General features: G+C 66.0%; 29 protein-coding genes. 17 read left to right on the top strand and 12 right to left on the bottom strand.

Annotation, left to right across the window (positions count from 1 at the left end):
• Nucleotides 1-4 precede the first annotated feature (4 nt).
• From D8676_RS01190 to D8676_RS01180, 3 genes are all read right to left on the bottom strand, one after another.
• Nucleotides 5-1996: a hypothetical protein gene (locus D8676_RS01190; RefSeq protein WP_121579008.1), complete on the bottom strand. Its 1992-nt coding sequence runs from the start codon at nt 1994-1996 to the stop codon at nt 5-7.
• Between the two features lie 324 nt (nt 1997-2320).
• The gene (locus D8676_RS01185; protein ID WP_121579007.1) at nt 2321-3352 is read right to left on the bottom strand and encodes a proline racemase family protein; all 1032 of its coding nucleotides are present in this window, start codon (nt 3350-3352) and stop codon (nt 2321-2323) included.
• 55 nt (nt 3353-3407) lie between these two features.
• On the bottom strand, nt 3408-4349 hold the full coding sequence (locus D8676_RS01180; protein ID WP_121579697.1) for a nucleoside hydrolase: 942 nt from the start codon (nt 4347-4349) through the stop codon (nt 3408-3410).
• A gap of 129 nt (nt 4350-4478) precedes the next feature.
• Here D8676_RS01180 and D8676_RS01175 point away from each other — a divergent pair, with 129 nt between their 5' ends.
• Together D8676_RS01175 and D8676_RS01170 are read left to right on the top strand one after the other, a co-directional pair.
• A complete protein-coding gene (locus D8676_RS01175) occupies nt 4479-4904 on the top strand; it encodes an Hsp20 family protein (protein WP_121579006.1) in 426 nt (141 codons plus the stop codon).
• Between the two features lie 98 nt (nt 4905-5002).
• Nucleotides 5003-5257, top strand: a complete 255-nt coding sequence (locus D8676_RS01170; RefSeq protein ID WP_121579005.1) for a DUF1150 family protein — start codon at nt 5003-5005, stop codon at nt 5255-5257.
• 58 nt (nt 5258-5315) lie between these two features.
• On the opposite strand, the gene ptsN is transcribed toward D8676_RS01170, so the two are convergent.
• The 6 genes from ptsN to lptC form a co-directional block, all read right to left on the bottom strand.
• Complete coding sequence (gene ptsN / locus D8676_RS01165) at nt 5316-5780, bottom strand: PTS IIA-like nitrogen regulatory protein PtsN (RefSeq protein WP_121579004.1); 465 nt, start codon at nt 5778-5780, stop codon at nt 5316-5318.
• Nucleotides 5781-5856: 76 nt separating this feature from the next.
• Nucleotides 5857-6432: a ribosome-associated translation inhibitor RaiA gene (raiA, locus tag D8676_RS01160; RefSeq protein ID WP_121579003.1), complete on the bottom strand. Its 576-nt coding sequence runs from the start codon at nt 6430-6432 to the stop codon at nt 5857-5859.
• A gap of 242 nt (nt 6433-6674) precedes the next feature.
• Nucleotides 6675-8201 carry an RNA polymerase factor sigma-54 gene (rpoN, locus tag D8676_RS01155; RefSeq protein WP_121579002.1) on the bottom strand — a complete coding sequence of 509 codons (1527 nt, stop codon included), beginning with the start codon at nt 8199-8201 and terminating at the stop codon, nt 6675-6677.
• A gap of 221 nt (nt 8202-8422) precedes the next feature.
• Complete coding sequence (lptB, locus tag D8676_RS01150) at nt 8423-9235, bottom strand: LPS export ABC transporter ATP-binding protein (RefSeq protein WP_121579001.1); 813 nt, start codon at nt 9233-9235, stop codon at nt 8423-8425.
• Complete coding sequence (locus D8676_RS01145) at nt 9235-9783, bottom strand: LptA/OstA family protein (RefSeq protein WP_121579000.1); 549 nt, start codon at nt 9781-9783, stop codon at nt 9235-9237. Before D8676_RS01145 ends, lptB begins: the two co-directional genes overlap by 1 nt.
• Nucleotides 9770-10489 carry an LPS export ABC transporter periplasmic protein LptC gene (lptC, locus tag D8676_RS01140; RefSeq protein WP_121578999.1) on the bottom strand — a complete coding sequence of 240 codons (720 nt, stop codon included), beginning with the start codon at nt 10487-10489 and terminating at the stop codon, nt 9770-9772. The genes D8676_RS01145 and lptC overlap by 14 nt, the downstream gene beginning before the upstream one ends.
• 327 nt (nt 10490-10816) lie before the next feature.
• Here lptC and sppA point away from each other — a divergent pair, with 327 nt between their 5' ends.
• The 12 genes from sppA (at nt 10817) to D8676_RS01080 (ending at nt 21269) form a co-directional block, all read left to right on the top strand.
• Nucleotides 10817-11791, top strand: coding sequence for a signal peptide peptidase SppA (gene sppA, locus D8676_RS01135; RefSeq protein WP_121578998.1), 975 nt, complete (start codon nt 10817-10819; stop codon nt 11789-11791).
• Between the two features lie 59 nt (nt 11792-11850).
• On the top strand, nt 11851-12135 hold the full coding sequence (locus D8676_RS01130) for an integration host factor subunit beta (protein ID WP_121578997.1): 285 nt from the start codon (nt 11851-11853) through the stop codon (nt 12133-12135).
• A 22-nt stretch (nt 12136-12157) separates the two neighbouring features.
• Complete coding sequence (locus D8676_RS01125) at nt 12158-12481, top strand: LapA family protein (RefSeq protein ID WP_121578996.1); 324 nt, start codon at nt 12158-12160, stop codon at nt 12479-12481.
• Between the two features lie 28 nt (nt 12482-12509).
• The gene (locus tag D8676_RS01120; protein WP_121578995.1) at nt 12510-13475 is read left to right on the top strand and encodes an ornithine cyclodeaminase family protein; all 966 of its coding nucleotides are present in this window, start codon (nt 12510-12512) and stop codon (nt 13473-13475) included.
• Nucleotides 13476-13495: 20 nt separating this feature from the next.
• Nucleotides 13496-14011, top strand: coding sequence for a DUF1772 domain-containing protein (locus D8676_RS01115; RefSeq protein WP_348628988.1), 516 nt, complete (start codon nt 13496-13498; stop codon nt 14009-14011).
• 67 nt (nt 14012-14078) lie between these two features.
• A complete protein-coding gene (locus D8676_RS01110; protein ID WP_183096916.1) occupies nt 14079-15104 on the top strand; it encodes a class I SAM-dependent rRNA methyltransferase in 1026 nt (341 codons plus the stop codon).
• A complete protein-coding gene (locus D8676_RS01105; RefSeq protein ID WP_121579695.1) occupies nt 15101-15958 on the top strand; it encodes an RNA methyltransferase in 858 nt (285 codons plus the stop codon). The genes D8676_RS01110 and D8676_RS01105 overlap by 4 nt, the downstream gene beginning before the upstream one ends.
• The gene (gene lspA, locus D8676_RS01100; protein ID WP_121578993.1) at nt 15955-16443 is read left to right on the top strand and encodes a signal peptidase II; all 489 of its coding nucleotides are present in this window, start codon (nt 15955-15957) and stop codon (nt 16441-16443) included. Before D8676_RS01105 ends, lspA begins: the two co-directional genes overlap by 4 nt.
• A gap of 34 nt (nt 16444-16477) precedes the next feature.
• A complete protein-coding gene (locus D8676_RS01095) occupies nt 16478-17467 on the top strand; it encodes an MDR family oxidoreductase (RefSeq protein ID WP_121578992.1) in 990 nt (329 codons plus the stop codon).
• A 102-nt stretch (nt 17468-17569) separates the two neighbouring features.
• Nucleotides 17570-19858, top strand: a complete 2289-nt coding sequence (locus D8676_RS01090; RefSeq protein ID WP_121578991.1) for an ATP-binding protein — start codon at nt 17570-17572, stop codon at nt 19856-19858.
• Between the two features lie 193 nt (nt 19859-20051).
• Nucleotides 20052-20888, top strand: coding sequence for a GNAT family N-acetyltransferase (locus tag D8676_RS01085; protein WP_121579694.1), 837 nt, complete (start codon nt 20052-20054; stop codon nt 20886-20888).
• Between the two features lie 24 nt (nt 20889-20912).
• A complete protein-coding gene (locus tag D8676_RS01080; RefSeq protein WP_121578990.1) occupies nt 20913-21269 on the top strand; it encodes an MmcQ/YjbR family DNA-binding protein in 357 nt (118 codons plus the stop codon).
• Here the strand turns inward: D8676_RS01080 and D8676_RS01075 are convergent, their stop codons facing one another.
• A complete protein-coding gene (locus D8676_RS01075) occupies nt 21270-21902 on the bottom strand; it encodes a trimeric intracellular cation channel family protein (protein WP_121579693.1) in 633 nt (210 codons plus the stop codon).
• A gap of 114 nt (nt 21903-22016) precedes the next feature.
• On the bottom strand, nt 22017-22649 hold the full coding sequence (grpE, locus tag D8676_RS01070) for a nucleotide exchange factor GrpE (protein WP_121578989.1): 633 nt from the start codon (nt 22647-22649) through the stop codon (nt 22017-22019).
• Between the two features lie 239 nt (nt 22650-22888).
• On the opposite strand from grpE, the gene D8676_RS01065 reads away from it, so the two are divergent.
• Nucleotides 22889-23095, top strand: coding sequence for a hypothetical protein (locus tag D8676_RS01065; RefSeq protein ID WP_121578988.1), 207 nt, complete (start codon nt 22889-22891; stop codon nt 23093-23095).
• A 77-nt stretch (nt 23096-23172) separates the two neighbouring features.
• Here the strand turns inward: D8676_RS01065 and D8676_RS01060 are convergent, their stop codons facing one another.
• On the bottom strand, nt 23173-23793 hold the full coding sequence (locus D8676_RS01060; protein ID WP_121578987.1) for a DJ-1/PfpI family protein: 621 nt from the start codon (nt 23791-23793) through the stop codon (nt 23173-23175).
• A 196-nt stretch (nt 23794-23989) separates the two neighbouring features.
• On the opposite strand from D8676_RS01060, the gene D8676_RS01055 reads away from it, so the two are divergent.
• The gene (locus D8676_RS01055) at nt 23990-24649 is read left to right on the top strand and encodes a phosphoribosylanthranilate isomerase (protein WP_121578986.1); all 660 of its coding nucleotides are present in this window, start codon (nt 23990-23992) and stop codon (nt 24647-24649) included.
• A gap of 105 nt (nt 24650-24754) precedes the next feature.
• Nucleotides 24755-25987, top strand: a complete 1233-nt coding sequence (gene trpB / locus D8676_RS01050; protein ID WP_121578985.1) for a tryptophan synthase subunit beta — start codon at nt 24755-24757, stop codon at nt 25985-25987.
• Nucleotide 25988 lies beyond the last annotated feature (1 nt).

Raw genomic sequence — 25988 nt, 5'->3', positions numbered from 1 at the left:
TCCCTCACGGTTCGCAGCTGACTGGGGGCGTATCGAGCGGGACCACCACCTTGCAGCAAGGATAGTAGCCGCCCGCATCGGCGTCGGACTGCCTGTAGAAGCAGAGGCCGACATCGACCCTCTCGCCCGGGAAGAAACCGCTCATTCCGATGGTGAATGGAGCGCCCGGAACCTGGGTCTGCTGAAGCGGGGAAACGAATACGCCCGGCGTCCTGGAATCGGCCTTGACTGAATCGCCGCCGATGCCCGCAACGTCACGGACATAGATATCGGCCTCGAGCCCGGCCGGGGTGCAGTAGTACTCGACCGCATCGACGTCGATGCAGGGTGGATAAGTGCCCGGAGGCGGAAATTCCGGCGGCCAGTACGGGTCCGGATAGTCGCCGGGATAGGGGATCTGCTCATAGTAGCCGGCGCGGCCCTCGCAGGGACGCCAGACCTCCACGTCGCCGACATGGCCCTCGACCTCGGGGTCCTCGAAGAAGCCGTCGAAGTCGACGAACCAGGAGCCGAAGGGCGGCTCGTTCTTGGGCCTCACCAGCGCCGTCGAATTGATCTGCACGCCGTGGACCGCGAGTGGGCCGCCGGCGCCAAGCTGTTCGGCCAGCGCAGGATTGTCGCGCAGCCTGTCGCCGGTCGCGACCAGCGTGTCGGAACAGGCGTTGCGATTGAAGTTGCCCTGGCTGTCATAGCCATATTGCAGGTCGATGCCGCCGGCCGACTGGCGATGCCCCTCGGGGAATCCTATGGCGTATTCCTGTGGCGCCGGCACCCAGATCGATTCCGTCGCCGGATCGTCCGGGCTCTCGCGCCAGTAGCGCAGCACCTCGCCGTCGCCGGAATCGGCGAACTGCGAATAGTCATAGCGGTTCTCGATCTCGCCGCGCTGGGCGAGATACAGGAAGCCTCTGTTGTCGAAGGCGATGTCGGTGACCGGAAGGTCCTCCTCCGCCTCGACCGTCAGCTCCCAGCGCGGATCGCCGCCGAAGTTGCCGTCCTGCGAAATGCCCACGGACCAGATCTCGGCCTTGTCGCCGACCGCGTAATAGACGCGGCCGCCATGCACGGCGACGCCCCAGACGCGGCGCTCGTCCTGGGTGAAGCCCCATGTGCCGGGGTCCTCGCTGTCGAAGGCAGCGCCCTGGATATCCATCACCGCGCCGTCGTCGGCGACGGCGGCGAGACCGCGCGCCGGACGGCCGGCAACGCCGTGATCGAAGCTGTCGATCACCGCGCCGCTGGCGTCGATGCGGTGGATCAGCCCGCTGTCGAGGTCGGAGGCGAAGAACTGGCGGTGGGCCTTGTCGAAGCTGACGTCGCCGATGCCCGGCCCGCTGTTGCCCTCGATGGTGGTGAACAGGCTGACGGCGCCGGTCAGGCCGTCGATCTTCCAGATCGCGCCGGGCGAGCCGCCGTTCTCCTCGGCGAACTGGCCTTCCATGAAGGTGGCGCCGGCCTTACCGCGCCGCTCGCGCTCGGGTCGCCCGTCAGCGTCGGCATCCGGGGTCACGATGCGGATGCCGTGCAGCGAGGTCGCGCCGGCATAGAGGTTCGGGACGCCCGACGGCGTGCCGTCACGGACACCGTCGTCATAGGTGAGGGCGAAAACCTGGCCGATCTGGCCGGCCAGCACCTCGAATGGCTGCGGCGTATAGACGAGCTGGCCGGACGGCGAACCGCCGAGCGCCGAAACGTCGAAGACGCGCAGGGTCGCGCGTTCCGTATCGATGAAAGTCTCGTCGACCGGGTCGACGCCGGGCGGCAGCCCTTCCTCGATGCCGGGGATGACCGTGCCGGAGAAACCGGTGACGGCCATGGCGCCGGGATTGATGATCTGGCCTTCCTGCGCGCGCGCAGGCGACGCGGCAAGGCTCGCGCCGAGCGCAAGCACGATCAGCGCGCTGCCTGCCGCAAGCTTCTCGCGAAGGCCGGCCTGCCGGGCTGGGGATATCGGGTCGCAAGCAAGAAAACGCAGTCCGCCGCGTCTGCGTGGCATGATGCTACTCCTCCCGCTGTCATTGGGAGAAGCCGCCCGGAGACGCGCGCAAGAAGCAAAGCGCGCAATTCCGGCACTTTCCCCCGCAAAAATCTGTTCGGAGTCCCTCCTGCCGAAAATAGTAGGCCGGGTCTTACGCAGGGTCAACGGAATCGCTTCGGCATCCGGCGCACCAGGCTTATCGTCCTGGATGCGGCGGGGTCCGGTCGATTCCGTTGGCCTGCACGGTGTGTGTCTGGCCATGGACCTTTCCTTTCCAACGAGCCGCACCATTGCGGCCTGTGCGTCAGTCGCAGCGCCGAAAGGAAAGGTTCACGAGATATTCTAGCGCAGCGCCGGCCAGGTGTCGGTGAGGCGGTATCCCTCAGGCCAGGGGTCGTCGGGGTCGAGCATGTGCTGATGCGTGCCGGTGATCCATGCCTGGCCGGAAATGGACGGGACGATCGCCGGACGGCCGGCGACCGTGGCGTCGCGCAAGATCCTGCCGACGAAACGCGAACCTATGATGGAGACCAGCGTGATGCCTTCGCCGACCTTGAGCTGGCCACGCGCGGCCATCACCGCCATGCGCGCCGAAACCGCCGTGCCGGTCGGCGAACGGTCGATCTTGCCCGGCCGGATGGCGACCGCCGAGCGCGACAGGCGTTCGCCGTTCTCCTCGAAGATCGGCCCGGCGAAGGCGCAGAAGGAGATGTGATCCCAGCCGGCATTCTCGGGATGGGAGAAACCGAGCTGCTCGTTGGCGGCGGCGGTGATCTTCATGCCGGTTTCGGCAAGCTCGCGCGCCTCGCCCTCGACCAGCGAGAAGCCGAGCTTCTCGGCATCGACAATGACAAAACTGTCGCCGCCATAGGCGGTGTCGACGGTTAGCGTGCCCAGCCCCGCCACTTCGAGCCTGGCGTCCAGCCTGTCGGCGAAGGACGGGACGTTGGCGACTGTGATGCGCTCGGCCTTGCCGTTCCGGCATTCGGCCACCACCTCGACCAGCCCGCCCGGCGCCTCCAGCGTCAGGCGGGTCTCCGGCTCCGTCATCGGCACGATGCCGCTGTCGAGGAGCACGGTCGACACGCAGATCGAGTTCGAACCCGACATCGGCGGCGTGTCCTCCGGCTCCATGATGATGAAGCCCATCGCGGCTTTCGGATTCTTGGGCGGGACGAGCAGATTCACATGGCGGAAGACGCCGCCGCGCGGCTCGTTGAGCATGAAGCGGCGCAGCGACTGGTCGCTGGCGATGAAGCGGCTCTGCTCCCAGAGCGTGTCGCCGGGCGGCGGCGCCAAGCCTCCGACGATGACGTCGCCGACCTCGCCGCCGGCATGGCAGCTCACCACATGGATCGTCTTCGTCGTGCGCATCGCCTTCCCCTGTTTCCGACAACCGCAACCAACCCCGAAAGGGCTGAGAATACGCCTACAGCCTGCCGATCCGCTCGACCAGCAGCCGGAAGAACTGTTCGTGGTCGACATCGCGCAGGTAGGTGACGTTCTTCTCGCGCCCGGTGACGCCCCACCAGTCGGCGACGGTCATGCCCATCGTCAGCTCGGACGCGGTCTCGACCGTCACGTTGATGTAGCGGCCGGAAAACAGCTCGGGCTGGAGCAGATAGGCGATGACGCAGGGATCGTGCAGCGGCCCGCCGTCGGTGCCGTACTTGCTCTCGTCGAAGCGCTCGAAGAACTCGAGCATCTCGGCGATCGCGAGGCCGGGCCTGGTGCCGAGTTCGCGGAAGGCGGCCACGCGCTTCGCCGACGTCAGCGCCTTGTGAGTGACGTCGAGCGGCACCATGACGACAGGGATGCCGGACTTCAGCACGACATCGGCCGCATGCGGGTCGACATAGATGTTGAACTCGGCGGCCGGCGTCACGTTGCCGCCCTCGAAGAAGCCGCCGCCCATCAGCACGATCTCGCGGATGCGCGGCACGATCCTCGGCTCGCGCACCATGGCCAGCGCAATGTTGGTCAGCGGCCCGAGCGGGCACAGCGTGACGGAGCCGGGCTCCTCGCGCATCAGCGTCTCGACGATGAAATCGACCGCATGCTGCTTTTGCAGCGGCATTTCCGGCTCCGGTAGTTCCGGGCCGTCGAGACCGGTCTTGCCGTGCACGTTCTCGGCTGTCACCAGATGCCGCACCATCGGCCGCACGGCGCCGGCGAACACCTTTATCCCAGGTTTTCCGGCCAGTTCGCAGATCTTGCGCGCGTTCTTCTCGGTCAGGGCGAGCGGCACGTTGCCGGCGACCGCCGTAATTCCCAATACATCGAGTTCTGGGCTGGCGAGGGCCAGAAGTATGGCGACCGCGTCGTCCTGGCCGGGGTCGGTGTCGATGATGATCTTCCTGGTTTCGGGCATCTCTTTTCCTTGGACGTGCAGCACGCTGCAACTCTTGAACTCGAACGCGGCGCGGACCATATCAGCACCAGCGGGAGAAATGCCATTCGGGTTTTTCCCCAATATGTCGCTCGTAGAGGACGCTGTTACATGAGCCGTATGACGCCGTTTTCGAGCCCGCTTCTGCTCGGGTTCGACGCCATGGAAAAGACGCTGGAGCGTCTGGCGAAGACCGGCGATTCCTATCCGCCCTACAATATCGAGCGTCTTCGCGGCGCCGACGGCGCCGCCGAAAGGCTGCGCATCACGCTTGCCGTCGCCGGTTTCGCGGAGAACGATCTCGAGGTCACCACGGAAGAGAACCAGCTCCTGGTGCGCGGTCGCCAGACCGACGAGACGGAACGGGAATATCTGCATCGCGGCATCGCCGCCAGGCAGTTTCAGCGCTGTTTCGTGCTTGCCGACGGCATGCGCGTGACGGCAGCCGAACTCAAGAACGGTCTGCTCGCGATCGATCTCGACCGTCCCGAGCCCGAAAGGCTGGTACGGAAAATAAACATTTCGGTGAAAGACTGACTCCCTGTCCCGCCCCGAAATGCCCCCGGCGATGAACCGGAACTTTTGGCTCTAAGGCGGGTTGGTCCGATGGGACGCCCCGCAATCAGGAGGCTCGCATGACTAGAAACGAAACCTCTACCATCACCCAGGCCGATCTCGCCCATCTCGGCGAGGGTCATGTCGCCTATCTGCGCGAGATGGACGGTGAGGAGTTGAAGGGGAAATTCCCCGGCCTTCCCGAGATTCCCGGTGACACCAAGCTATGGGCCCTGTTCGCGGCCAACGGCCAGCCGATCCTGCTTGCCGACGCGCGCGAGCGCGCCATCGCGGGCGCCTTCGAGAACGAGCTCGTTCCCGTCAGCATCCACTGAATTCAAAGAAAAGGGCGGCCTTGAGCCGCCCTTTTCTTAACGGGGATTTGATTGCCGCTCAGGCGGCCTTCGAGCCCTGCGTGTCGGACAAAAGCGTGTGAATGGCGGCGGCGTCGCTGGTGCCGCGCACCTTGGCGACCGTATCGCTGTCGCGCAGCACGCGAGCGATCTTGGACAGCGCCTTGAGATGGTCCGCGCCGGCCCCCTCCGGGGCGAGCAGCAGGAAGACCAGGTCCACCGGCTCGTCGTCCAGCGCCTCGAAATCGACCGGCGTCTCCAGCCGCGCGAAAACGCCGGTGATGTGCTTCACCCCGGCCAGCTTGCCATGCGGGATGGCGATGCCGTTGCCGACCCCGGTGGAGCCCAGCCGCTCGCGCTGCAGGACGGTGTCGAAGATTTCGCGCTCGGGGATGCCGGTGATCGATGCGGCCCGCTCCGCCAGCAGCTGCAGCAGCTGTTTCTTCGAGTTGGCCTTGAGCCCCGGCATGATTGCCGGCACATCGATAAGATCGCTGAGATCCATTCCAATAATTCCTTGTGCTCCGCCCTTGCTCCACCCCGCTGCTTTTCGCGGGCGGGCCGGGCGACGCTGTTTGTCTCTAGGCTGTCATGGCGGTGGACGGGTCGATCCAGCCGATATTGCCGTCGGCCCGGCGGTAGACGATGTTGACCTGGTCGTTGCCGGCATTGCGGAACACGAAGACCGGGCTGTCCTTGGTGTCGAGCTCGATGATGGCGCGGGCGACCGACATGGTCTTCAGCGACACGGTGGATTCGGCGACGACCGCCGGGGCGTAGTCCTCCGGCACCTCCTCGTCCTCCTCCGCCGCGGGGGCCATCACGCGGTAGGCGATGTCCTCGTCGCGGCCGTTGCCGGCGCCGTCATAGGAGCGCAGCTTGCGCTTGTAGCGGCGCAGCCTGGTCTCGATGCGGTCGGAAGCCGCCTCGAAGGCCGCCTGGGGGTCGTAGGCCTGGCCAGCCGCCTGCAGGCCCATGCCGGTATCGAGGAAGATGACGCAGTCGGCCGAGAAACGCGGGCCCGATTTCTCGACCGTCACATGGCCGGAGAATCCGCCGTCGAAATATTTTTCGATTGTCTCCCCGATCCGGTCTTCGATGCGAGACCGGAACGCGTCGCCGATCTCCATATGCTTTCCCGATATCCGCAGGCTCATTTTTTTATGGACCTTCCCTGTTCAGACTCTGGATGGCGGGAGTTTATACCCGTTGCCGACAGGCACAAGCTTCGCAGCGGCCTAGGCCGATTTGTAGTCCGAACTTTTCCGGTTGATCACACGCCGTCTCCAGACGGTACTTAAACGGCCGGGCCTATGGCTCGTTCCATGCGGGCGGGCTTCTAGTCACTTCATTAGAGAATGTCAATGAAGCTGCGGAAAGCGATCTTTTCGGGCAATTCTCAGCGTCCGGCCGTGGCCTTCGCCCGCTTCTCGCGCCGGCGCTGCACCGACGACGGAATGCTCATGCTTTCCCGATACTTGGCTACGGTCCGGCGGGCGATGTCGACGCCGCTTTTCCTCAACATATCCACAATGGCGTCGTCCGACAGCACGTCGGCCGGCTTCTCGCCGTCGATCATCTCCCGGATGCGGTCGCGAACCGCCTCGGAGGAATGCGCCTCGCCACCGCCGGAGGCGGCGATCGAAGCGGTGAAGAAATAGCGCAGCTCGAACACGCCGCGCGGGGTCAGCATATATTTATTTGCGGTCACCCGGCTGACCGTCGATTCGTGCATGCCGATGGCGTCGGCGACCGTGCGCAGGTTGAGGGGCCTGAGATGCCGCACCCCGTGCGCTAGGAACGCGTCCTGCTGGCGCACGATCTCGGAGGCGACCTTGAGGATGGTCCTGGCCCGCTGGTCCAGGCTCCTGGTCAGCCAGTTGGCGTTCTGCAGGCACTCGGACAGGAATTCCTTCTCGGCCTGGTTCCGGGCGCGGCGGGAGACCTCGGCGAAATAGATGTGGTCGACGAGCACCCTCGGCAGCGTCTCGGGGTTGAGCTCGACCGTCCAACTGCCGTCGCCCGCCGCGCGCACCTCGACATCGGCCACGATCGCATCCGTGTTGCCGCCGGCGAATCGCGTGCCCGGGTTCGGGTCGAGCCCGCGTATCTCCGCCAGCATGTCGAGCAGGTCGTCCTCGTCGACGCCGCAGATGCGCTTCAGGGAAGCGAAGTCGCGGCGCGCCAGAAGGTCGAGATGTCCGAGCATGGCCCGCATAGCCGGGTCGAGCCGGTCGCGCTGCGCAAGCTGCAGCGACAGGCATTCGGCAAGGTTGCGCGCGAAAAGCCCGGCCGGCTCGAAGGTCTGGCAGACGGACAGCACCGCGGCGATGTCGTCGACGCTGGCGCCCAGCCGTCCGGCGATCTCGGCGATGTCGGCCCGCATGTAGCCGTCGTCGTCGAGGTTCTCCGCCAGTTCGCGGGCGATCAGCCGCGCCGCAGGATCGGTGAAGGCGAAGGCGATCTGCTCGCCGACATGGTCGCGCAGCGTGACGGAAGCGGCCGCCATGTCGTCCATGTCGAAACCGGCCTCGGAGCGGCTGCCGGCGCCGCCGCCAGCCGACTTCCATTGCGCTGCAAGATCCGGCCCAAGCCTCTCGGAGGTGCCGGGATCGTCGGGAAAGATGTTTTCCAGCGAACTGTCGAGCTTTTCGGACATCGCCTCTGCGGTCCAGCCATGCTCGGTTTCGGTCCAGTCGCCCTCCGATGCCGTCTCCGCGCTCCCTTCATGCTTCTGCAACTGGTCGCTTACGGCGTCATCGCGCGGCTCGGCGCGGTCGAGCAGGGGATTGCGCTCGATCTCCTCGTCGACGAAACGGTCGAGCTCCATATGGGTGAGCTGCAGCAGCTTGATGGACTGCATCAGCTGCGGGGTCATCACAAGCGACTGTGACTGCCTCAACTGAAGTTTGGCCGTCAGTCCCATGATGCGAACGCCCTGTCCCCGCTTGCTCGGTTCTCCCGCCTGCTCGTCCGCTCGCCCTCATCGGCGGATCTGCCAGCCATAAGAAATGGCCCGGCTTTTGCTTGTCAAGGGAGACTGGGTAACACGCCGGCCTTACCGGAGCGTTTAAAGCGTGGGTCAAAGGGCGCCGGAGCGGGTTTCCAGGCGGTGCGGCGCTCTAATACAGGAGACGGAGTAATCCGTCAGAGCGTGAAGCTCTCGCCGAGATAGAGCCGCCTGACGTCGGGATTGGCGACGATCTCGTCCGCCTGGCCATGCGTCAGCACCTCGCCGGCGTGGATGATGTAGGCGCGGTCGATGAGGCCGAGCGTCTCACGCACATTGTGGTCGGTGATGAGCACGCCGATGCCGCGCGCGGTCAGATGCCGGACCAGTTGCTGGATATCGGCGACCGCGATCGGATCGATGCCGGCGAAGGGTTCGTCGAGCAGCATGTAGTTCGGCCGGCTGGCCAGCGCCCGGGCGATCTCGAGCCGCCGCCGTTCGCCGCCCGAAAGCGACAGCGAGGCGGCTTTCCTCAGATGCGAGATGTGGAATTCCTCGAGCAGGGCGTCGAGGTCGTGCTCGCGCTTCTTGCGGCTCTTCTCGACAACCTCCAGCACCGCGCGGATGTTCTGCTCGACCGTCAGGCCGCGGAAGATCGAGGATTCCTGCGGCAGATAGCCGATGCCGAGCCTGGCGCGGCGGTACATCGGCATCGAGGTGACGTCGAAGCCGTCGATCTCGATGGTGCCGTGGTCGACGGGCACCAGCCCGGTGACCATGTAGAAGCAAGTGGTCTTGCCGGCCCCGTTCGGCCCGAGCAACCCGACCGCCTCGCCGGCCCTGACGCCCAGCGAGACGCCGTTCACCACGCGCCGGCTCTTGTAGCTCTTGGTCAGGCCCTTGGCGATCAGGGTCCCCTTGAAGGCAGCGATCTCGCTGCGCTTCACGGCAGGCGCGGCAGGCTTGCGCCGGCCAAACAGGCGCGACAGAAAAGAAGGCTGCTCAGTCATTACTGCCTGGATGAAGGATCGAGCTTCATCTGCACCCGACCGCCGGCCTTCGAGCAACCGTCGACCTGGGCCTGGCCCGACTTCATCTGCACGGTCAGCTTACAGCCGCGCAGCACGTTGTTGCCTTCCGACAGCACGACCTCGCTCCCGGAGAGCACCAGCACCTCGGTCTTCATGTCGAACGTGCCCCTGTCGCCGGTGGCGACCTGGCGGTCCGACTTGACGTAGACCTTGCCGTCGACCTCCAGCCGCTCGATGTTCGACGAGCCGGTGGCCGCCGAGCCGCCATCCTTGGCGTAAAAGACGGTCATCGTGCCGGATTTCAGAAGCGTCGGCCCCTGGGTGACGCTGACATTGCCGGTGAAGATCGCCTTGTTCTCGCTTTCGCGGACCTCGAGCTTGTCGCTCTCGATCTCGATCGGCTCGTTGCCGTTGAGGCGCAGCCCGGTCAGGCGGTTCTCCACCGCGGTTTGCGCAAAGGCCGCGCCGCATCCGAGATACAGCGCGGCGAGGGCCGCCAGCGCCGCGAAAGGCCTAGTTCGACGCATTAGTGCCTCCCCTGGCCGCCTGGGCGGCCTTCATCTGAACCGGGTCAATATGCACGCGCACACGCGTCTCGAAAACCACCCGCTTGCCGTTGTCGAGCACCGCCATGGAATCCGCGGTTATCCGCGACCCATGCGCCTGGATATCGACCGGTGCGGCGCTTTTCAAGCTGCCGTTGTTGATGTCGAGAAAGGCGGACTTCAGCTTGGCGACCAGACCGTCGGTGGTGGTGACGAGGATGTCGGTCGGCACGTCCAGCGTGTTGGCCTTCCGGTCGTAGACGCCGCTGACGGCCTCGACCCTCGCCCAGTTCGCCGCCTCGACCGGCATCTTGGCGTCGATGCCGTCCAGGTTGACGATGTCCTGCTTGTCGAAATCCTGGATGGCGCGGGTGGCGTTCACCGAATAGGGCCTGCCGTCCTTGGTGAAGCCTTCGAGCTTGGGGCTGTTCATCACCAGCTTGCCTTCGGCAAAGGCCGTGCCTTCCGTCTGGATGGCAACGGCCGCCGGCGTCGACATGAAGGAATAGCCGGCGAAGCCGGCAGCGAGCGCCACGGCAAGCAGCGGCAGCACCACCTTCAGGCGGCGCACCCGGCGCGAATGGCGTTCCGCGCGGCTGAAGGCTTCGGCGCGCGCATTCGCGGTATCTCCCGCGGGGGAGATCGCAAAATCCGCGTAAGTGTCGGTTGGTCCGATCGATCGCGCCAACGCGCCCGCCTTCCGTTCATCAATCCTGGAATGTCCGGCCGGGCCGGATTACTCCGAATAAATCCACCATTCCGGCCCGACCGATCCCAGTCGGCCGATTTCACGTCGTAGCCGGTCGTCGCGGCAGGGTGAGGGCCGGACGCGAACCCAATATCATCACGAAATCTTACACGATCGCGATTTGCACCCCAATATGGTTATTTTGGGAAGTTTGACCAGTCCAACCGCGCGCGGTCCGAACGTCGCAGGGACGGAGAAACCGGGTAGCGGCAGGGGCCGCGTTGTTCTAAAAACACTTTTTCCCCGCCGGCACAGGAGAATTATCCCATGGCCATGCGCGCCGACGACCTGATCGACCGACGCCGCCTGCGGCGAAAGCTCACCTTCTGGCGGGTCGCCGCACTTGTGATTGCAGCCGTCGCGCTGGTCTCCGCCGCCAGCTGGATGCTGCGGGGGGATTTCGGCGGGACGGCCGCCAACCACATCGCCAAGGTCCGCATCGAGGGAACGATCACCGAAGACGAGGAACTGCTCGAGCGGCTGGAGAAGATCCGCAAGTCAAGCGCGGTGAAGGGCGTCATCCTCGCCATCGATTCGCCCGGCGGCACCACGGCGGGCGGCGAGGCGATCTTCAACGGGGTGAGGAAGCTCGCAGCCGAAAAACCCGTCGTCGCCCAAGTCGGCACGCTTGCCGCTTCGGCGGGCTACATGATCGCCAGCGCCAGCGACCACATCGTCGCGCGCCAGTCCTCCATCGTCGGCTCGATCGGCGTGCTGGTGCAGTTTCCCGATGTCACCGGGCTGATGGACAAGCTCGGCATCAAGCTCGAGGAAGTCAAATCATCGCCGCTGAAAGCGGAGCCCTCGCCGTTCAATCCGACCACGGACGAGGAACGCGCGATGATCCGCTCGATGATCCTCGACAGCTACGACTGGTTCATCGGCCTCGTCGACGAGCGCCGGCCGCTGACCAGGAGCGAGGTCGTCGCGGTCGCCGACGGATCCGTCTTCACCGGCCGCCAGGCGCTGCAGAAGAAACTGGTCGACGAACTCGGCGGCGAGGACGAAGCGATCGGCTGGCTCGCCACGAAGGGGGTAGACGGCAGCCTCGAAGTCGTCGAATGGAAGTCCAAGAACGGCGGCTGGTTCCTGTCCTCCGAAGCGCTGGCCGGGACACTGGCCAGGCTCGTCGGACTGCCCGACCAGGGAATGGCTCTCCTTAAGGAAATCGGCGGCGAGCGCTTGTTTCTTGACGGTCTCCTGTCAGTCTGGCAACCTGAAAAGGCCATTTTGGGCGACTGAAAAAGACAATAAAATCATCCGCATATTCCGATAGAACGATATTGGCGGGGACCGCGCTCATGATCAAATCCGAACTCGTGCAGCTTATCGCGTCACGCAATCCGCATCTGTTTCTCAGGGACGTCGAGAACATCGTCAGCGCCATTTTCGAGGAGATCACCGACGCGCTCGCCGAAGGGAACCGGGTCGAACTTCGGGGGTTCGGCGCGTTCTCCGTGAAGAATCGCCCGGCAAGAACGGGCCGCAACCCCAGGACGGGCGAATCGGTGGAAGTCGAGGAGAAATGGGTGCCGTTCTTCAAGACCGGCAAGGAGTTGCGTGAAAGGCTGAACGGCGGCAAGTAAGCCGCCGCGCAAGGTACCGCCGATGGTCAATCGCTTGCTTCTCATCGCGGTCTTCGTGCCGCTCGCCATCGTTCTGGTGGCGCTCGCCGTTGCCAATCGCGGTGCAACCCCCTTCACGCTCGATCCCTTCAACCCGGGCAATCCGGGCCTCACCTGGCAGATGCCGCTCTTCGTACTCCTCTTCGCGGCAATCGCCGTCGGCATGATCGTCGGCAGCCTGGCGACATGGGTGAGGCAGGGCCGCTACCGCAAGCTGGCGCGCCAGCGCGGCCAGGAGGCCGAGACGCTGCGGCAGGCAGCCGCCCGCACGCCGGCCCAATCCGCACCGCAACTGCCGCGGCCGTGACCCTTCCGCCGAGCCTGGGAGCCCGACGATGCTGATTCTGTCGGCCGACGACGTCGACCGCGCACTGACCTTTCCGAGCCTGGTCGAGACGCTGCGGGCAGCGTTCAAGGCGGGCGCGATCCAGCCGGTCCGCCACCATCACACGATAGCGCGGCCGGACGGCGCCGCCTCGACGCTGCTCCTGATGCCGGCCTGGACCGATCTCGACGCGGCGGGCACGTCGGACGGTGGCTATATCGGGGTCAAGGTCGTCACCGTCTCGCCCGACAACAATGCGGTCGGCAAGCCGGCGGTGATGGGCGTCTACCTGCTGCTCGACGGCAGGACCGGCGAAACCAAGGCTTTGATCGACGGACAGCGGCTGACCCTGTGGCGGACGGCCTCGGCTTCCGCGCTTGCCGCCGACTATCTTGCGCGCAAGGATGCGTCCAAGCTTCTGATCGTCGGCGCCGGCGCATTGTCGCCGTTCCTGGCGCGCGCGCATTCGGCGGTCCGGCCGATCCGTGAGATCCGCATCTGGAACCGGACGGCCGCCAACGCCGAGAAGGCCGTCGCGAAACTTGCGGGCCTCGGCCTTTCCGCGACGGTGGCCGAGGATCTCGACGCGGCGCTCGGCTGGGCCGACATCGTCTCGGCCGCGACCATCACGACAATCCCCCTCGTCAAGGGCGCGCTGCTGAAGCCAGGCACGCATGTCGACCTCGTCGGCGCCTTCACGCCGACCATGCGCGAGAGCGACGACGAGGCGATCCGCCGCGCCCGTGTCTATGTCGACACGCGTGCCGGCGCGACCAAGGAGGCCGGCGACATCGTGCAGGCCCTCGCCTCGGGCGTGCTCACGCCGGAAGCGATCGTTGCCGACCTGCACGAACTGGCGCGCGGCGAGAAGAAGGGCCGCGAAAGCGCCGACGAGATCACCCTGTTCAAGTCGGTTGGCGCCGCGCTCGAGGATCTCGCCGCTGCCGTCGCGGTGTTCGGCGCCTCCGGACGCTGAACCCAGCCCGGAGGAACCCGATGCCGGATGCCGCGTTGGGCCCGATCATGCAAAGCGGCGCCTTCATGCTGTCCTCGTCCGTGCTCGCGGCGACCGTCGCGGCGCTGAGCCTCGGACCGTCCTTCGCCCATCTTCTGGAATCGGGGCCGCGCCTGCAGGTCTGGTCGCCGCAACTCTGGCGCGAGGCGACGGTCTTCAACCAGCAATTCAAATTCTTCCTGATCGTCGGCGCGCCGCTTGATATCGCCGCCATCCTGGTGCCTTCCGTGCTGACGTTGATGCTGCGCGGCGACGCTCCCGCCTTCGGCTTCGCCCTGGGCGCCACCGCGTTCTTCGTCCTGGCGCTGGCCGCCTGGTTCCTGATCGTCTCGCCGGCCAACGCCGTTCTCGCGACCTGGACGCCAGGACCGGTTCCGGACGGTTTCGACGCCATCCGCTGGCAATGGGAGGTCGGCCACATGGCGGTGGCGGGGCTGAAGCTCGTCGGCTTCGTCCTGCTCGCCTGTGCCCTCGTGACGATGCACCGGCCCGCCTGATCGCCTCTTCGTTGCGCCGCACCCTCGCCTGTGCCAAAAGCGGCACGTCGAAGCCCGAGGACCTCCCTTGAAGCCAGCGCGGCACAATCGCGGCGAACACCAGCGGCGGCCGCAACAGCGGCAAGCCGGCGAGGATGCGCGCCGGAAAACGCCCGAGCCCGCGCCACGCCAGCTTCCGCCGCGCCGTACCGGAGCGCTGCCGGCCGAAAAGCTGCCGCTCATCCTCGAAGTCTCGCCGAACGCGGACTATGCGCTGCTCGACAGCGGCGACGGCGAGAAGCTGGAGCAATACGGCCCCTACCGCATCGTCCGGCCCGAAGGACAGGCGATCTGGCGGCGCGCGCTGCCGGAAGGCGAATGGAACCGCGCCGACGCCATCTTCACCGGCGACACGGACGAGGAAGGCATGGGTCGCTGGCGTTTTCCGAAGACGCCGCTCGGCGAGACCTGGCCGATGAAGCATGACGGCGTGCACTATCTCGGCCGCTTCACCTCCTTCCGCCATGTCGGCGTGTTTCCGGAACAGGCGTCGCACTGGGACCACATGGCCGGGCTGATCGAGAAAGCCAGGCGGCCGGTGAAGGTGCTGAACCTCTTCGGCTACACCGGGCTTGCGTCGCTCGTGGCAGCGCGGACGGGCGCCGAAGTCACCCATGTCGACGCCTCGAAGAAGGCGATCGGCTGGGCGCGGGAGAACCAGGAAGTCGCCGGCCTGACGCAGAAGCCGATCCGCTGGATCTGCGAGGACGCCATGAAATTCGCCGAGCGCGAGGCGCGCCGCGGCAACCTCTACGACATCGTGCTGTTCGACCCGCCCGCCTATGGCCGCGGACCGAAGGGCGAGGTCTGGCAGCTCTTCGAGGACCTGCCGATGCTCACCGACCTCTGCCGGCAGATCCTGACGCCGAAGCCGCTCGCCGTGGTGCTGACGGCGTATTCCATCCGCGCCTCCTTCTTCGCCATCCATGCGCTGATGCGCGATACCTTCGCCGGAATGGGCGGGACGGTGGAATCCGGCGAACTGATCATCCGGGAGAAGTCGGCGGGCCGCGCTCTGTCGACCTCGCTGTTCTCGCGGTGGGTCGCGGCATGAATACGCATCGCGCCGGCGGCGCCCCGGGCCAAGTCAAGGAGGTCACCAGCCTCGCCAATCCCCTGGTCAAGGAAATCAAGGCGCTGGCGCTGAAGAAATTCCGCGACGAGCAGCACGCCTTCATGGCCGAGGGGCTGAAGCTCATCATCGACGCGCTCGACCTCGGCTGGTCGATCAGGACGCTGGTCTTCGCCAAGTCGGCGCGCGGCAACCAGGCGGCGGAGAAGGCGGCCGCCCGCACCGTCGCTGCCGGCGGCACCGTGCTCGAAGTGTCGGAGAAGGTGCTCACCGCCATCACCCGGCGCGACAATCCGCAGGCGGTCGTCGGCGTCTTCTCGCAGCGGTTGCTGCCGCTGAAAGATATCCGCCCGGCTGCGGGCGACGTCTGGGTGGCGCTGGACCGGGTCCGCGACCCCGGCAATCTCGGCACGGTCATCCGCACGGTCGACGCCGTCGGCGCCAAGGGCGTCATCCTGATCGGCGATGCCACCGATCCCTTCTCGCTGGAGACCGTGCGCGCCACCATGGGCTCGATCTTCGCCGTGCCGGTGGCGAAGGCTTCGCAGGACGCGTTCCTGGCATGGCGGAAGGGTTTTTCCGGTCTGGTCGCCGGCACCCATCTCAAGGGCGCGGTCGACTACCGTTCGGTCGACTTCGGCGGCCGCCCGGTGCTGCTCGTCATGGGCAACGAGCAGCAGGGCCTGACCGACGATCTCGCCCAGAGCTGCGACCGGCTGCTCAGGATTCCTCAGGCCGGCCGCGCCGATTCGCTCAACCTGGCGGTCGCCACCGGTGTCATGCTTTTTGAAATCCGGCGCTCGGCGCTGAAGCTCGACGGAGACGTGCTTTCGTGAAACGGCTTGCAGCCTATGCCGGACTGGCGGCCGTGGCGGTCGCGCTCGACCAATGGATCAAATATCTGGTCGAGACGCGCCTCGTCATGCATCAGATGGTCGAGGTCGTGCCGTTCCTGGCTCTCTACCGCACCTACAACACCGGCATAGCCTTCTCGATGCTGTCCTCCTTCGGCGACACCGGGCTGATCGTCGTCTCGCTCGCCGTCGTCGCCTTCGTGCTCTACCTTGCCAGCCGCTCCACCGACGACCAGTGGATCGCCCGACTCGGCTTCGCCCTCATCATCGGCGGCGCCATCGGCAATCTCATCGACCGCGCGGTCTACGGGCATGTCATCGACTACATCCTGTTCCACACGCCGGTCTGGTCCTTCGCCGTCTTCAACCTCGCCGACGTCTTCATCACGGTCGGCGCCGTGACCGTTCTGCTGGACGAGTTCCTGGGCTGGCGCCGCCAGCAAGGGAACGCCGGGCCGGCCGACTGAAGCCGCCGCGACCGTCAAACCTGCGGGAGAAAACATGTCGGAAAAATTCAAGGCGATCCTGATCACCCGCGATGAAGAGAAGAGGCAGTCGGTCGCCATAGCCGAACTCGCCGAGACGGAGCTGATGGAGGGCGACGTCACCGTCCGGGTCGAGGCGACGACGGTGAACTACAAGGACGGGCTGGCGATCACCGGCAAGGCGCCGGTCGTCCGCCGCTTCCCGATGGTGCCGGGCGTCGATTTCGCCGGCACGGTCACCGTCTCCAGCCATCCCGACTGGAAGGCCGGCGACAAGGTCATCCTCAACGGCTGGGGCGTCGGCGAGGTGCATTACGGCGCCTATGCCGGGAAGGCCCGGGTCAAGGGCGACTGGCTGGTGCCGCTGCCTGCCGGGCTGAGCGCCAGGGATGCGATGGCCGTCGGCACGGCCGGCTATACGGCGATGCTCTGCGTCATGGCCCTCGAGCGGCACGGCATCTCGCCGGCGCGCGGCCCGGTAATCGTGACCGGTGCGGCCGGCGGCGTCGGCTCGGTCGCGATCGCGATCCTTTCCAGGCTCGGCTACACGGTCATCGCCTCGACCGGCCGACCGGCCGAGGCGGACTACCTCAAGGACCTCGGCGTTACCGAAATCGTCGCGCGCGAGGAGCTTGCCGCGCCGGGCAAGCCGCTCGGCAAGGAGCGCTGGGCGGGCGGCGTCGACACGGTCGGCAGTCATACGCTCGCCAATGTGCTGTCGATGACCTCCTATGGCGGAGCGGTCGCCGCCTGCGGCCTCGCCGGCGGCATGGACCTGCCGACGACAGTGGCGCCCTTCATCCTGCGCGGCGTGTCGCTCGTCGGCATCGATTCGGTGATGGCGCCGAAGGAGCTCCGGCTCGAGGCCTGGCGGCGCGTCGCCACCGATCTCGACCGCGGCAAGCTCGAGGCGCTGACCCGGGCGATCGGCTTCGACGACATCATCGAGGCGGCGAAGGACATCGTCGAAGGCAAGATCAGGGGCCGGATCGTCGTCGAAATGTAAGAATCGCGCCCGGAAAGCCCGGTTTGCGGCGATTCCGGCGACCGCTAAAATTCGAACGATCGGCCAAAAACTTCCCTAATCTGTCTCTGCCAAGAATGCGGCATGACCACAGGTTTGGGGCAGGACTACAAACTGTCGGCGGAAACGGCCGCCGCCAGCGCCGAGGCGGAGACGCGCCGCCTCGTGGCAGCGCCGCCGCTGGCGCCGGACATGCCGAAGCGCACCTCGCGCCCGCTGTCCTATGCGACCGCCGTCGCCATCATCGTGCTCGCCGGCGTGGCGCGGCTGACCGGCGCGCCGAACTTCCTCGTCATCGCACTGGCGACGATCGGCGTCATCTGCCTCGTCGTCCTGGCGCGGGCGATCCGCGGCGAAAACCGCGCCAGGTCCATCATGTCGGCGAGCACGGCGCGCAACCGGGCGGAGATCGAGACGCTCGCCGACCGCATGTGGGAGCTGCAGGAAAGCGAGGAGCGCTTTCGCGGCCTGATCGACGCGCTCGGCGATCTCGTCGTCCATCGCGACCGCGAGGGCTGCATCGTCTACGCCAACAAGGTTTTTGCCGAACTGATCGGCGTCGACCAGCGCGACCTCGTCGGCCAGACCCTCGCCCAGATCGGCGTAGACGTCGGCATCGTGCCGGATGCGGCTTTTGCCGCCGGCGAGTGCCTCAGCTCGACCGACGTCGCGATCCGCTCGGCGGGCGGCATCCGCTGGTTCTCGTGGATCGAGCTGTCGGTGCGCGACAAGGCCACCGACCATGTCTCGCACCGCGCCATCGCCCGCGACATCACCTCGCGCAAGCGGGCGGAGACGGCGCTGATCAATGCGCGGGAGCGCGCCGAATACGCCAGCCAGGCGAAGTCGCGGTTCCTCGCCACGGTGAGCCATGAAATCCGCACTCCGATGAACGGCATCATGGGCATGGCGACCCTGCTCGCCGACACCGAGCTGTCGCCGGAGCAGCGCACCTATGTCGGCGCGGTCTCGACCTCGGCGGCCGCGCTACTCGCGCTGATCGAGGACCTGCTCGACTATTCCAAGATCGAGGCCGGCCGCTTCGACGCCGAGCCGCAGCCGATGTCGCCGCGCGAGATCGCCGACAATGTGGTCGAGCTGCTCGCGGCGAAGGCCTTCGCCAAGGATATCGGGCTTGGCTGCCATGTCGCGCCCGACGTGCCGCAGATGATCACGGCAGACCCCGGCCGCGTGCGCCAGGTGCTGCTCAACCTGCTCGGCAACGCAGTCAAGTTCACCGACGCCGGCGGCGTTCTGCTGACCGTCACCCGGACGAAGACCGAGAAGGGCGACCTGATCCGCTTCGCCGTCTCGGATACGGGGCCGGGACTGCAGCCCGAAGACACCGACCGCATCTTCGAGGAGTTCGAGCAGGCCGACGGGAGCTCAACCCGGACGCATGGCGGCGCCGGTCTCGGCCTCGCCATCTCGAAACGTCTCGTCGATTCCATGGACGGCACGATCTCGGTCGCCAGCCAGCCCGGGAAAGGTTCCGAGTTCGCCTTCGAGATTCCCGCAGCCGCGCCGCAGGACGGGAACCAGATGCGCGGCGCAGTGCTCAAGGGACGCAAGGCCGTCGTGCTGTCGACGAATGCCGTCGAGGCCGAGGCGATCGCGATGACCGTCCGTGCACATGGCGGGACGGTCGAGGTCGCGGCGACCGTCGCCCAGGCGTCCGCGCTGGCCGAGGGCTGCAACGCGCTGCTCGTCGACGCGGCGATCGAAAGGGCAGACGGCAGGGTGCTCAAGCGCCTGCGCCAGGGCGGCTTCCCGACGGCCGACGCCATCACCATGATTGCGCCGACGGACCGGGGCCTGCTCGGCGAATTCCGCGCCAGCGGCTATTCGACGTTCCTCGCCAGGCCGGTGCGGGGCGAGACGCTGCTGCGCGTGCTGCTCGCCAGCATCTCGACGCCGCAGCCGCCGGTCCATGCGGCGGCGCCGCACACCACAGCCACGGCGCCTCGCGCCAACAACAGGCTGCCCGGGCTCGCCGTGCTGGTCGCCGAGGACAACGACATCAACGCAATGCTGGCGCGCGCCACCCTTCTCAAGGCGGGACACCGCGTGGACATCGTCGGCAACGGCAAGGCGGCCGTCGAGGCGGTCACCGGCGGCGGACGCAAGCGCCGCTATGACGTCGTCCTCATGGATCTCCACATGCCAGTCATGGACGGGCTCGACGCCATCGCCGCCATCCGCCGCTACGAGGAGGAGGTCGGCGTGCCGCCGGTGCCGATCATGGTGCTGTCGGCCGACAGCCAGGAGAAGACGAGGCACGCGGTTCTCGCGCATGGGGCGAGCGGCTTCGTCACCAAGCCCATCGATCCGGCGGCGCTCGTGCGCACCGTGGAAGAGCGCGCCGCGGCCTGATTTTTACCGCCGTCCTGAGCCGGCTTGGCTTTTTCCGGGGCCGGCGAACTATTGCCCCAACGGCTTGATCACGGTACTGTCACAGTGTTGTTGCAAAGCGTGCGTATCCCGCGCCAGGAGAGGATGGCTCGAAGGAGAATCACTCGTGCAGGCTTTGCCGAACCGTGAGGTCCATCCAGCCGCCGTGACGGCGATGCTCGCCGAACGCTTCGCAGACGATGCCCTTTCCGCGGACACGCTCGGGCGCATAGGCGCGCTGGAAGTACGCCTTGCCCGCGATGCCGCCGAGGTCGCCGCCGCGCAGGAAGTCCGTTACCGCGTCTTCTATGAAGAACTCGGCGCCACGCAGGCCGGCATCGAGGCCGCTACAGGGCGCGACGTCGATCGCTTCGACGAGGTCTGCGATCACCTCCTGGTGTTCGACACCTCGCTTCCCGGCCCGGACCACCGGCGCATCGTCGGCACCTACCGGCTGCTGCGACAGGAGATCGCCACCGAGGCCGGCGGCTTCTATTCGGAAGGCGAGTTCGAACTGAAGAGGCTGGTCGCACGCCATCCGGGCCAGCGTTTCCTCGAGCTCGGACGCTCCTGCGTGCTGCCGCAATACCGGTCCAAGCGGACGATCGAAATCCTCTGGCAGGGCATCTGGGCCTACATCAACCACTACCGCATCGGCGTGATGACGGGCTGCGCATCCTTCCACGGCACGGTGCCGGCGGCGCATGCCGAGGCGCTGTCCTATCTGGCGCACAATTGCCGCGCCAGCCTGGAGTGGGACGTCCGCGCCGTGTCCGGCCGCTACTGCCCGATGGACCTGATGCCCGTCGAGGCGATCGGCATGAGGTCGGCGCTGGCCGCCATGCCGCCGCTGATCAAGGGCTATCTTCGCGTCGGCGCGAAGGTCGGCGACGGCTGCGTGATCGACCATCAGTTCGGCACCGTCGACGTCTTCATCGTCATGCCGGTCCAACAGATCGCCGCCCGCTATGTCAGCTATTACAGCGGAGAGGCGGAGCGCTTCGCGGCCTGACGGGCCATGCCCCGAGACCGGGCCATGCAGGAAGACCCGGCGGCGCGCCGCAAGCTGCTCGCCGCGCTCGACGGCCTGCCCGACATCGTCGAAGCCACTTCCTATGGCGAACCCGCCTTCAAGGTCGGCAAGAAATTCCTCTGCCGCATCAGGGACGCCGACATCCTCGTGGTCATCTGCCCGCTGGAGGAGAAAGAGATGCTGATGGCGGCAGCGCCCGGCATCTATTTCGAGACCGACCACTACAAGGGCTGGCCGGCGGTGCTCGTCCGTCTCAAGGAGATCGCGCCGGACGAGCTGCGCCATCGGCTGCGCAAGGCATGGCTGGCGCAGGCGCCAAAGCGTCTCGCCAAGCAATTGCTGGCGGAAAACGGGGAATAGTCAGGGAATGTCGTCCGGATGCCTGCCGGGACGGCTCCTGTAGGTCGGGAAACACCAGCCGAATTTCAGCGCTCCGCCGCGTATGGCGAAGGCAGTGGCGAAGGCGAGCAGCGCCGAGGCCGGGTCCGGCAGGCCGCCGAGATCCGCGGCCGTGAAGACGGCGGCGCCCGCCATGGCGGCGGTCACATAGATTTCGGGTTTCAGCAGCACCGACGGTTCACCCGCCAAAAGATCGCGAAGGATGCCGCCGAAGGTCGCCGTCAACGTACCCATGACGATGGCGACCACCGGCGATCCGGTGGCGGCCATGCCCTTGGCGGCGCCGAGCGCCGAATATGCCGACATGCCGATCGCATCGAGCCACAGGAGAAGCTTGTAGCGGGATTCGAGCCTGTGGGCGGCGAAGAAGACAAGCATGCCGATCGCCGCGCAGACCAGCACATAGGCGTGGTCCAGCACCCAGAAGACCGGAACGTCGAGGATCAGATCGCGGAACGTGCCGCCGCCGATGCCGGTCACGCTCGCCAGGAAGAGGAAACCGACGATGTCGAGCTGCTTTCGCGATGCGGCCAGCGCGCCGGTGGCGGCGAAGACGGCCACCCCCGCATAATCGAGCAACTGCAGGGAGCCCAAGGGAAAAGAAAGCAGCGACTGGAAGGGAAACATGGGGCCTCCTGCCTGGGGGCAGATTAGCCCTCAATTCCTTAATCGCTACTCCCTATTTGCGCGCCGTTTCCGCGCCAGAGGTCAGGCGTCCGTCTCGGCCTGGCCGTCGACCGGGCCGGGTTCCGGCTTCGCATCGTTTGCAGGCTTCGGACCGCCCTTGGCGACACCCACCATGGCGGGACGCAGCACCCGGTCGCCGATCGAATAGCCCGACTGCACGACCTGCACGACCGTATTGGCCGGCACGTCGGGATTGGGCACCTCGAACATCGCCTGATGGAAATTCGGGTCGAACTTCTCGCCCTCGGGCTGCAGTTTCTTGACGCCGTGGCGCTCGAGCGCGGCGAGCATGGCGCGCTCGGTGAGTTCGACACCCTCGATCAGCGCCTTGAAGCCGGCATCGCCGGAAGCCTTCACCTCGGCCGGAATGGCATCGAGCGCGCGGCCCAGATTGTCCGAGACCGACAGCATGTCGCGAGCGAAGTTGGCGATGGCATAGGAGCGCGCATCGTGCACGTCGCGCGCCGTACGGCGGCGCAGATTCTCCATGTCCGCCGCAACGCGCAGCGCGCGGTCCTTCAATTCCTCGTTTTCCTTGAGCAGTCGGACGACGGCTTCGTAATCGCCGTCGATCGCGCCTTCGGTCTTTTCGCTCGGGGCCTCGGCGGCCTGGTTCTCGTCGGGCGCGCGTTCTTCTTTTGCGTGGTCGCTCATAACGTGGTCCGTCAGTATTGGAAGTTGCGCCGCATATCGATGTTCGGGGTCGAAAAATCAAGTGCAGCGGCGCACGCAAGGCCCCCACCGCCGTCCAGCTGCCTCGACGAGCCGTCGGGAGCCATTAGCAATTAAGTCAAACTTTACCCTATCCGCCGGTGTTGCTTGCGTCGGGCGGGCTCGGCTGGAACCATTCAAAAGCGAGGAAGTTTTCCAACCAGCAAAAGTTTGGAAGAACCATGACCCGCAACAGACAGGACAGCTCGAAGATATTGCAGGAGGAAATCCGCCGGCAATTCGGTTCGACCGGGACGGTGCGCTTCCTGCATACTTTGCCTGCTTTTCAGGTCGAGCACGGTATTCCGGAACGGTTCAACAATCTTCTTTCGGAACTCGACCGGGCGGAATCCGACCAGCCGAGCTTCGGAACAGGCGGCGGAGGCTAAGCGGCCATCTTGGCCGCACCGGAAGGCCGTCGGCTTGCAAGCCGACGGCCTTTTGCCTTGAAGCGGCGTCCCTTCGCTCAGGCCGCCTTGCGCTCGTCGCGCATCAGGATTTCGCCGTAGCGGATCTCCGTGCCCAAGACCTTCAGGCATTCGCGCATGAAGTTGGAAAGGCCGGGCCAGCCCTTGGCCGAAACGAGGTTGCCGTCGACATGCGCGCCCGTCGGCGGCACGTCGATGTAGATGCCGCCGGCCAGCGTCACCTCAGGTTCGCAATATTGCAGCGCGGCGACCTCGCGTCCGCGCACCACGCCGTCGACGGCGATCAGGATCTGCACGCCATGGCAGATCGTGAAGATCGGCTTGCCGGTCTCGTGGAAGTGGCGGACGATCGCCTGCACGCCCTTGTCGATGCGGATGTATTCCGGCCCACGGCCGCCCGCGCAATAGACGGCGTCGTAGTCGGCCGGGTTCACGTCGGCGAAGGTCTTGTTGACGTAATAGTCGTGGCCGAGCTTTTCCGTGTAGGTCTGGTGGCCCTCGAAATCGTGCAGCGAGGTCTTGATCGCCTCGCCCGCCTTCTTGCCTGGACAGACCACATGGACCGTGTGTCCGACCGCATGCATGGCCTGCTCGAAGACGAAGATCTCGTATTCCTCGCTGAATTCTCCGACCAGCATCAGGATCTTCTTGCCTGGCATCGCTGTTCCTCCCTGGAAGCCATTTATTTCGACTAACGAAATAATGTCGGGCATCCTAAGGCGAGCCCAGGGAAAACGAAAGCCGGAATCGTCAATGTGGTCCGACCAGATCGGAGAAAGTCAGCCTAGACTTCGGAAGGCAGGTCTGCCCTTCCTTTTCTCGACTTTTCCTCCGTTTCGTGGCAACTCCCGCGCCATGACGCTCGATATAAAGATATGCGGCCTGAAGACCGAGGACGCGCTGGCAGCGGCGCTGTCCGGCGGCGCGTCGCATGTCGGCTTCATCTTTTTCCAGAAAAGCCCGCGCAACATCCTGCCTGCCGACGCCGGCCTGCTGCGCAGGGCCGCGGTCGGCCGGGCGAAGGCCGTCGCGGTGACCGTCGATGCCGACGATGCGACGCTCGACGCCATCGTCGCCGGGATGCGCCCCGACATGCTGCAGCTTCACGGCCGGGAGACGCCGGAGCGCGTCGCTTCGGTGAAGGCGCGCTACGGCCTGCCCGCGATGAAGGCCTTTTCCGTCCGCGAGGCAGCCGACCTCGATGCGATAGAGCCCTATCGCGGCGTCGCCGACCGCTTTCTCTTCGATGCCAAGCCGCCCCGGGGCGCCGAGCTTCCGGGCGGCAACGGCGTTCCGTTCGACTGGACCGTGCTCGCCGCGCTGAATCCCGGCATCGACTACATGCTCTCGGGCGGACTGAATGCCGCAAATATCGGCGAGGCGCTGCGGCTGGTGCGCCCGTCCGGCATCGACGTCTCGTCGGGGGTCGAAAGCGCGCCCGGCGTCAAGGACGTCGCGCTGATCGAGGGCTTTTTCGAGGCCGTCCGCGCTGCGGGCAAGAAAAGCGCCGCCTGAGGAGCACTCCGAGCCTGTTGCCTTCCTGCCGCTTAAAGGGCTAAGCGAAACCGACAGCGGCCGAAACCAAGCATACCAATCGCAAGCCGCTCACCGGGAACCACAATGAACAAGCCGATCGAGCCCAACTCCTTGCCTAATTCCTTCCGCACCGGACCCGACGAGCAGGGCATGTTCGGCATGTTCGGCGGCCGTTTCGTCGCCGAGACGCTGATGCCGCTCATCCTCGACCTCGAGCGCGAGTGGAACGCGGCCAAGCACGATCCGGCCTTCAGGGCGGAGCTGACGGGGCTCTCGACGCATTATGCCGGCCGGCCGTCAAAACTCTATTTCGCAGAAGGCCTGACGAAACACCTCGGCGGCGCAAAAATCTATTTCAAGCGCGAGGATCTGAACCACACCGGGTCGCACAAGATCAACAACTGCCTCGGCCAGATCCTGCTCGCCAAGCGCATGGGCAAGAAGCGCATCATCGCCGAGACCGGCGCCGGCCAGCACGGCGTCGCCTCGGCCACCGTCGCCGCCCGCTTCGGCTATCCCTGCATCGTCTATATGGGCGCCACCGACGTCGAGCGGCAGAAGCCCAACGTCTTCCGCATGAAGCTCTTGGGCGCCGAGGTCCGCCCGGTCAGCGCCGGCCACGGCACGCTGAAGGACGCCATGAACGAAGCCTTGAGGGATTGGGTCACCAATGTCGAGGACACCTATTACCTGATCGGCACGGCGGCCGGCCCGCACCCCTATCCGGAGCTGGTGCGCGACTTCCAGTCGGTGATCGGCTCGGAGGCGCGCGCCCAGATCCTCGAGCAGGAAGGCCGGCTGCCCGACGTCATCATCGCCGCGGTCGGCGGCGGCTCCAACGCCATCGGCATGTTCCACCCCTTCCTCGACGACCGCTCCGTCAGGATCATCGGCATCGAAGCCGGTGGACGTGGGCTTCAGGGCATCGAGCACTGCGCCTCGATGAACGCCGGCAAGCCCGGCGTCCTGCACGGCAACCGTACCTATCTCCTGCAGAACGACGACGGCCAGATCCTCGACGGCCATTCCATCTCGGCCGGCCTCGACTATCCGGGCGTCGGACCCGAGCATAGCTGGCTGAGGGATTCCGGCCGCGTCGAATATGTCCCCATCCTAGACGACGAGGCGCTGGAAGCCTTCCAGCTCACCACCAAGGTCGAGGGCATCATCCCGGCGCTGGAGTCCGCCCACGCGGTCGCGCATGCGGTGAAGCTCGCGCCGACGCTTCCCAAGGACCAGATCGTCATCGTCAACCTGTCCGGCCGTGGCGACAAGGACGTGCATACGGTCGCCAAGATGATGGGCATGGAGATCTGAT

The sequence above is a fragment of the Mesorhizobium sp. YM1C-6-2 genome, from assembly GCF_003666685.1.
Classification (GTDB): domain Bacteria; phylum Pseudomonadota; class Alphaproteobacteria; order Rhizobiales; family Rhizobiaceae; genus Mesorhizobium_K.
Note: the sequence above shows the minus strand (reverse complement) of the source record. Positions and strands in the feature narration are given on the sequence as shown.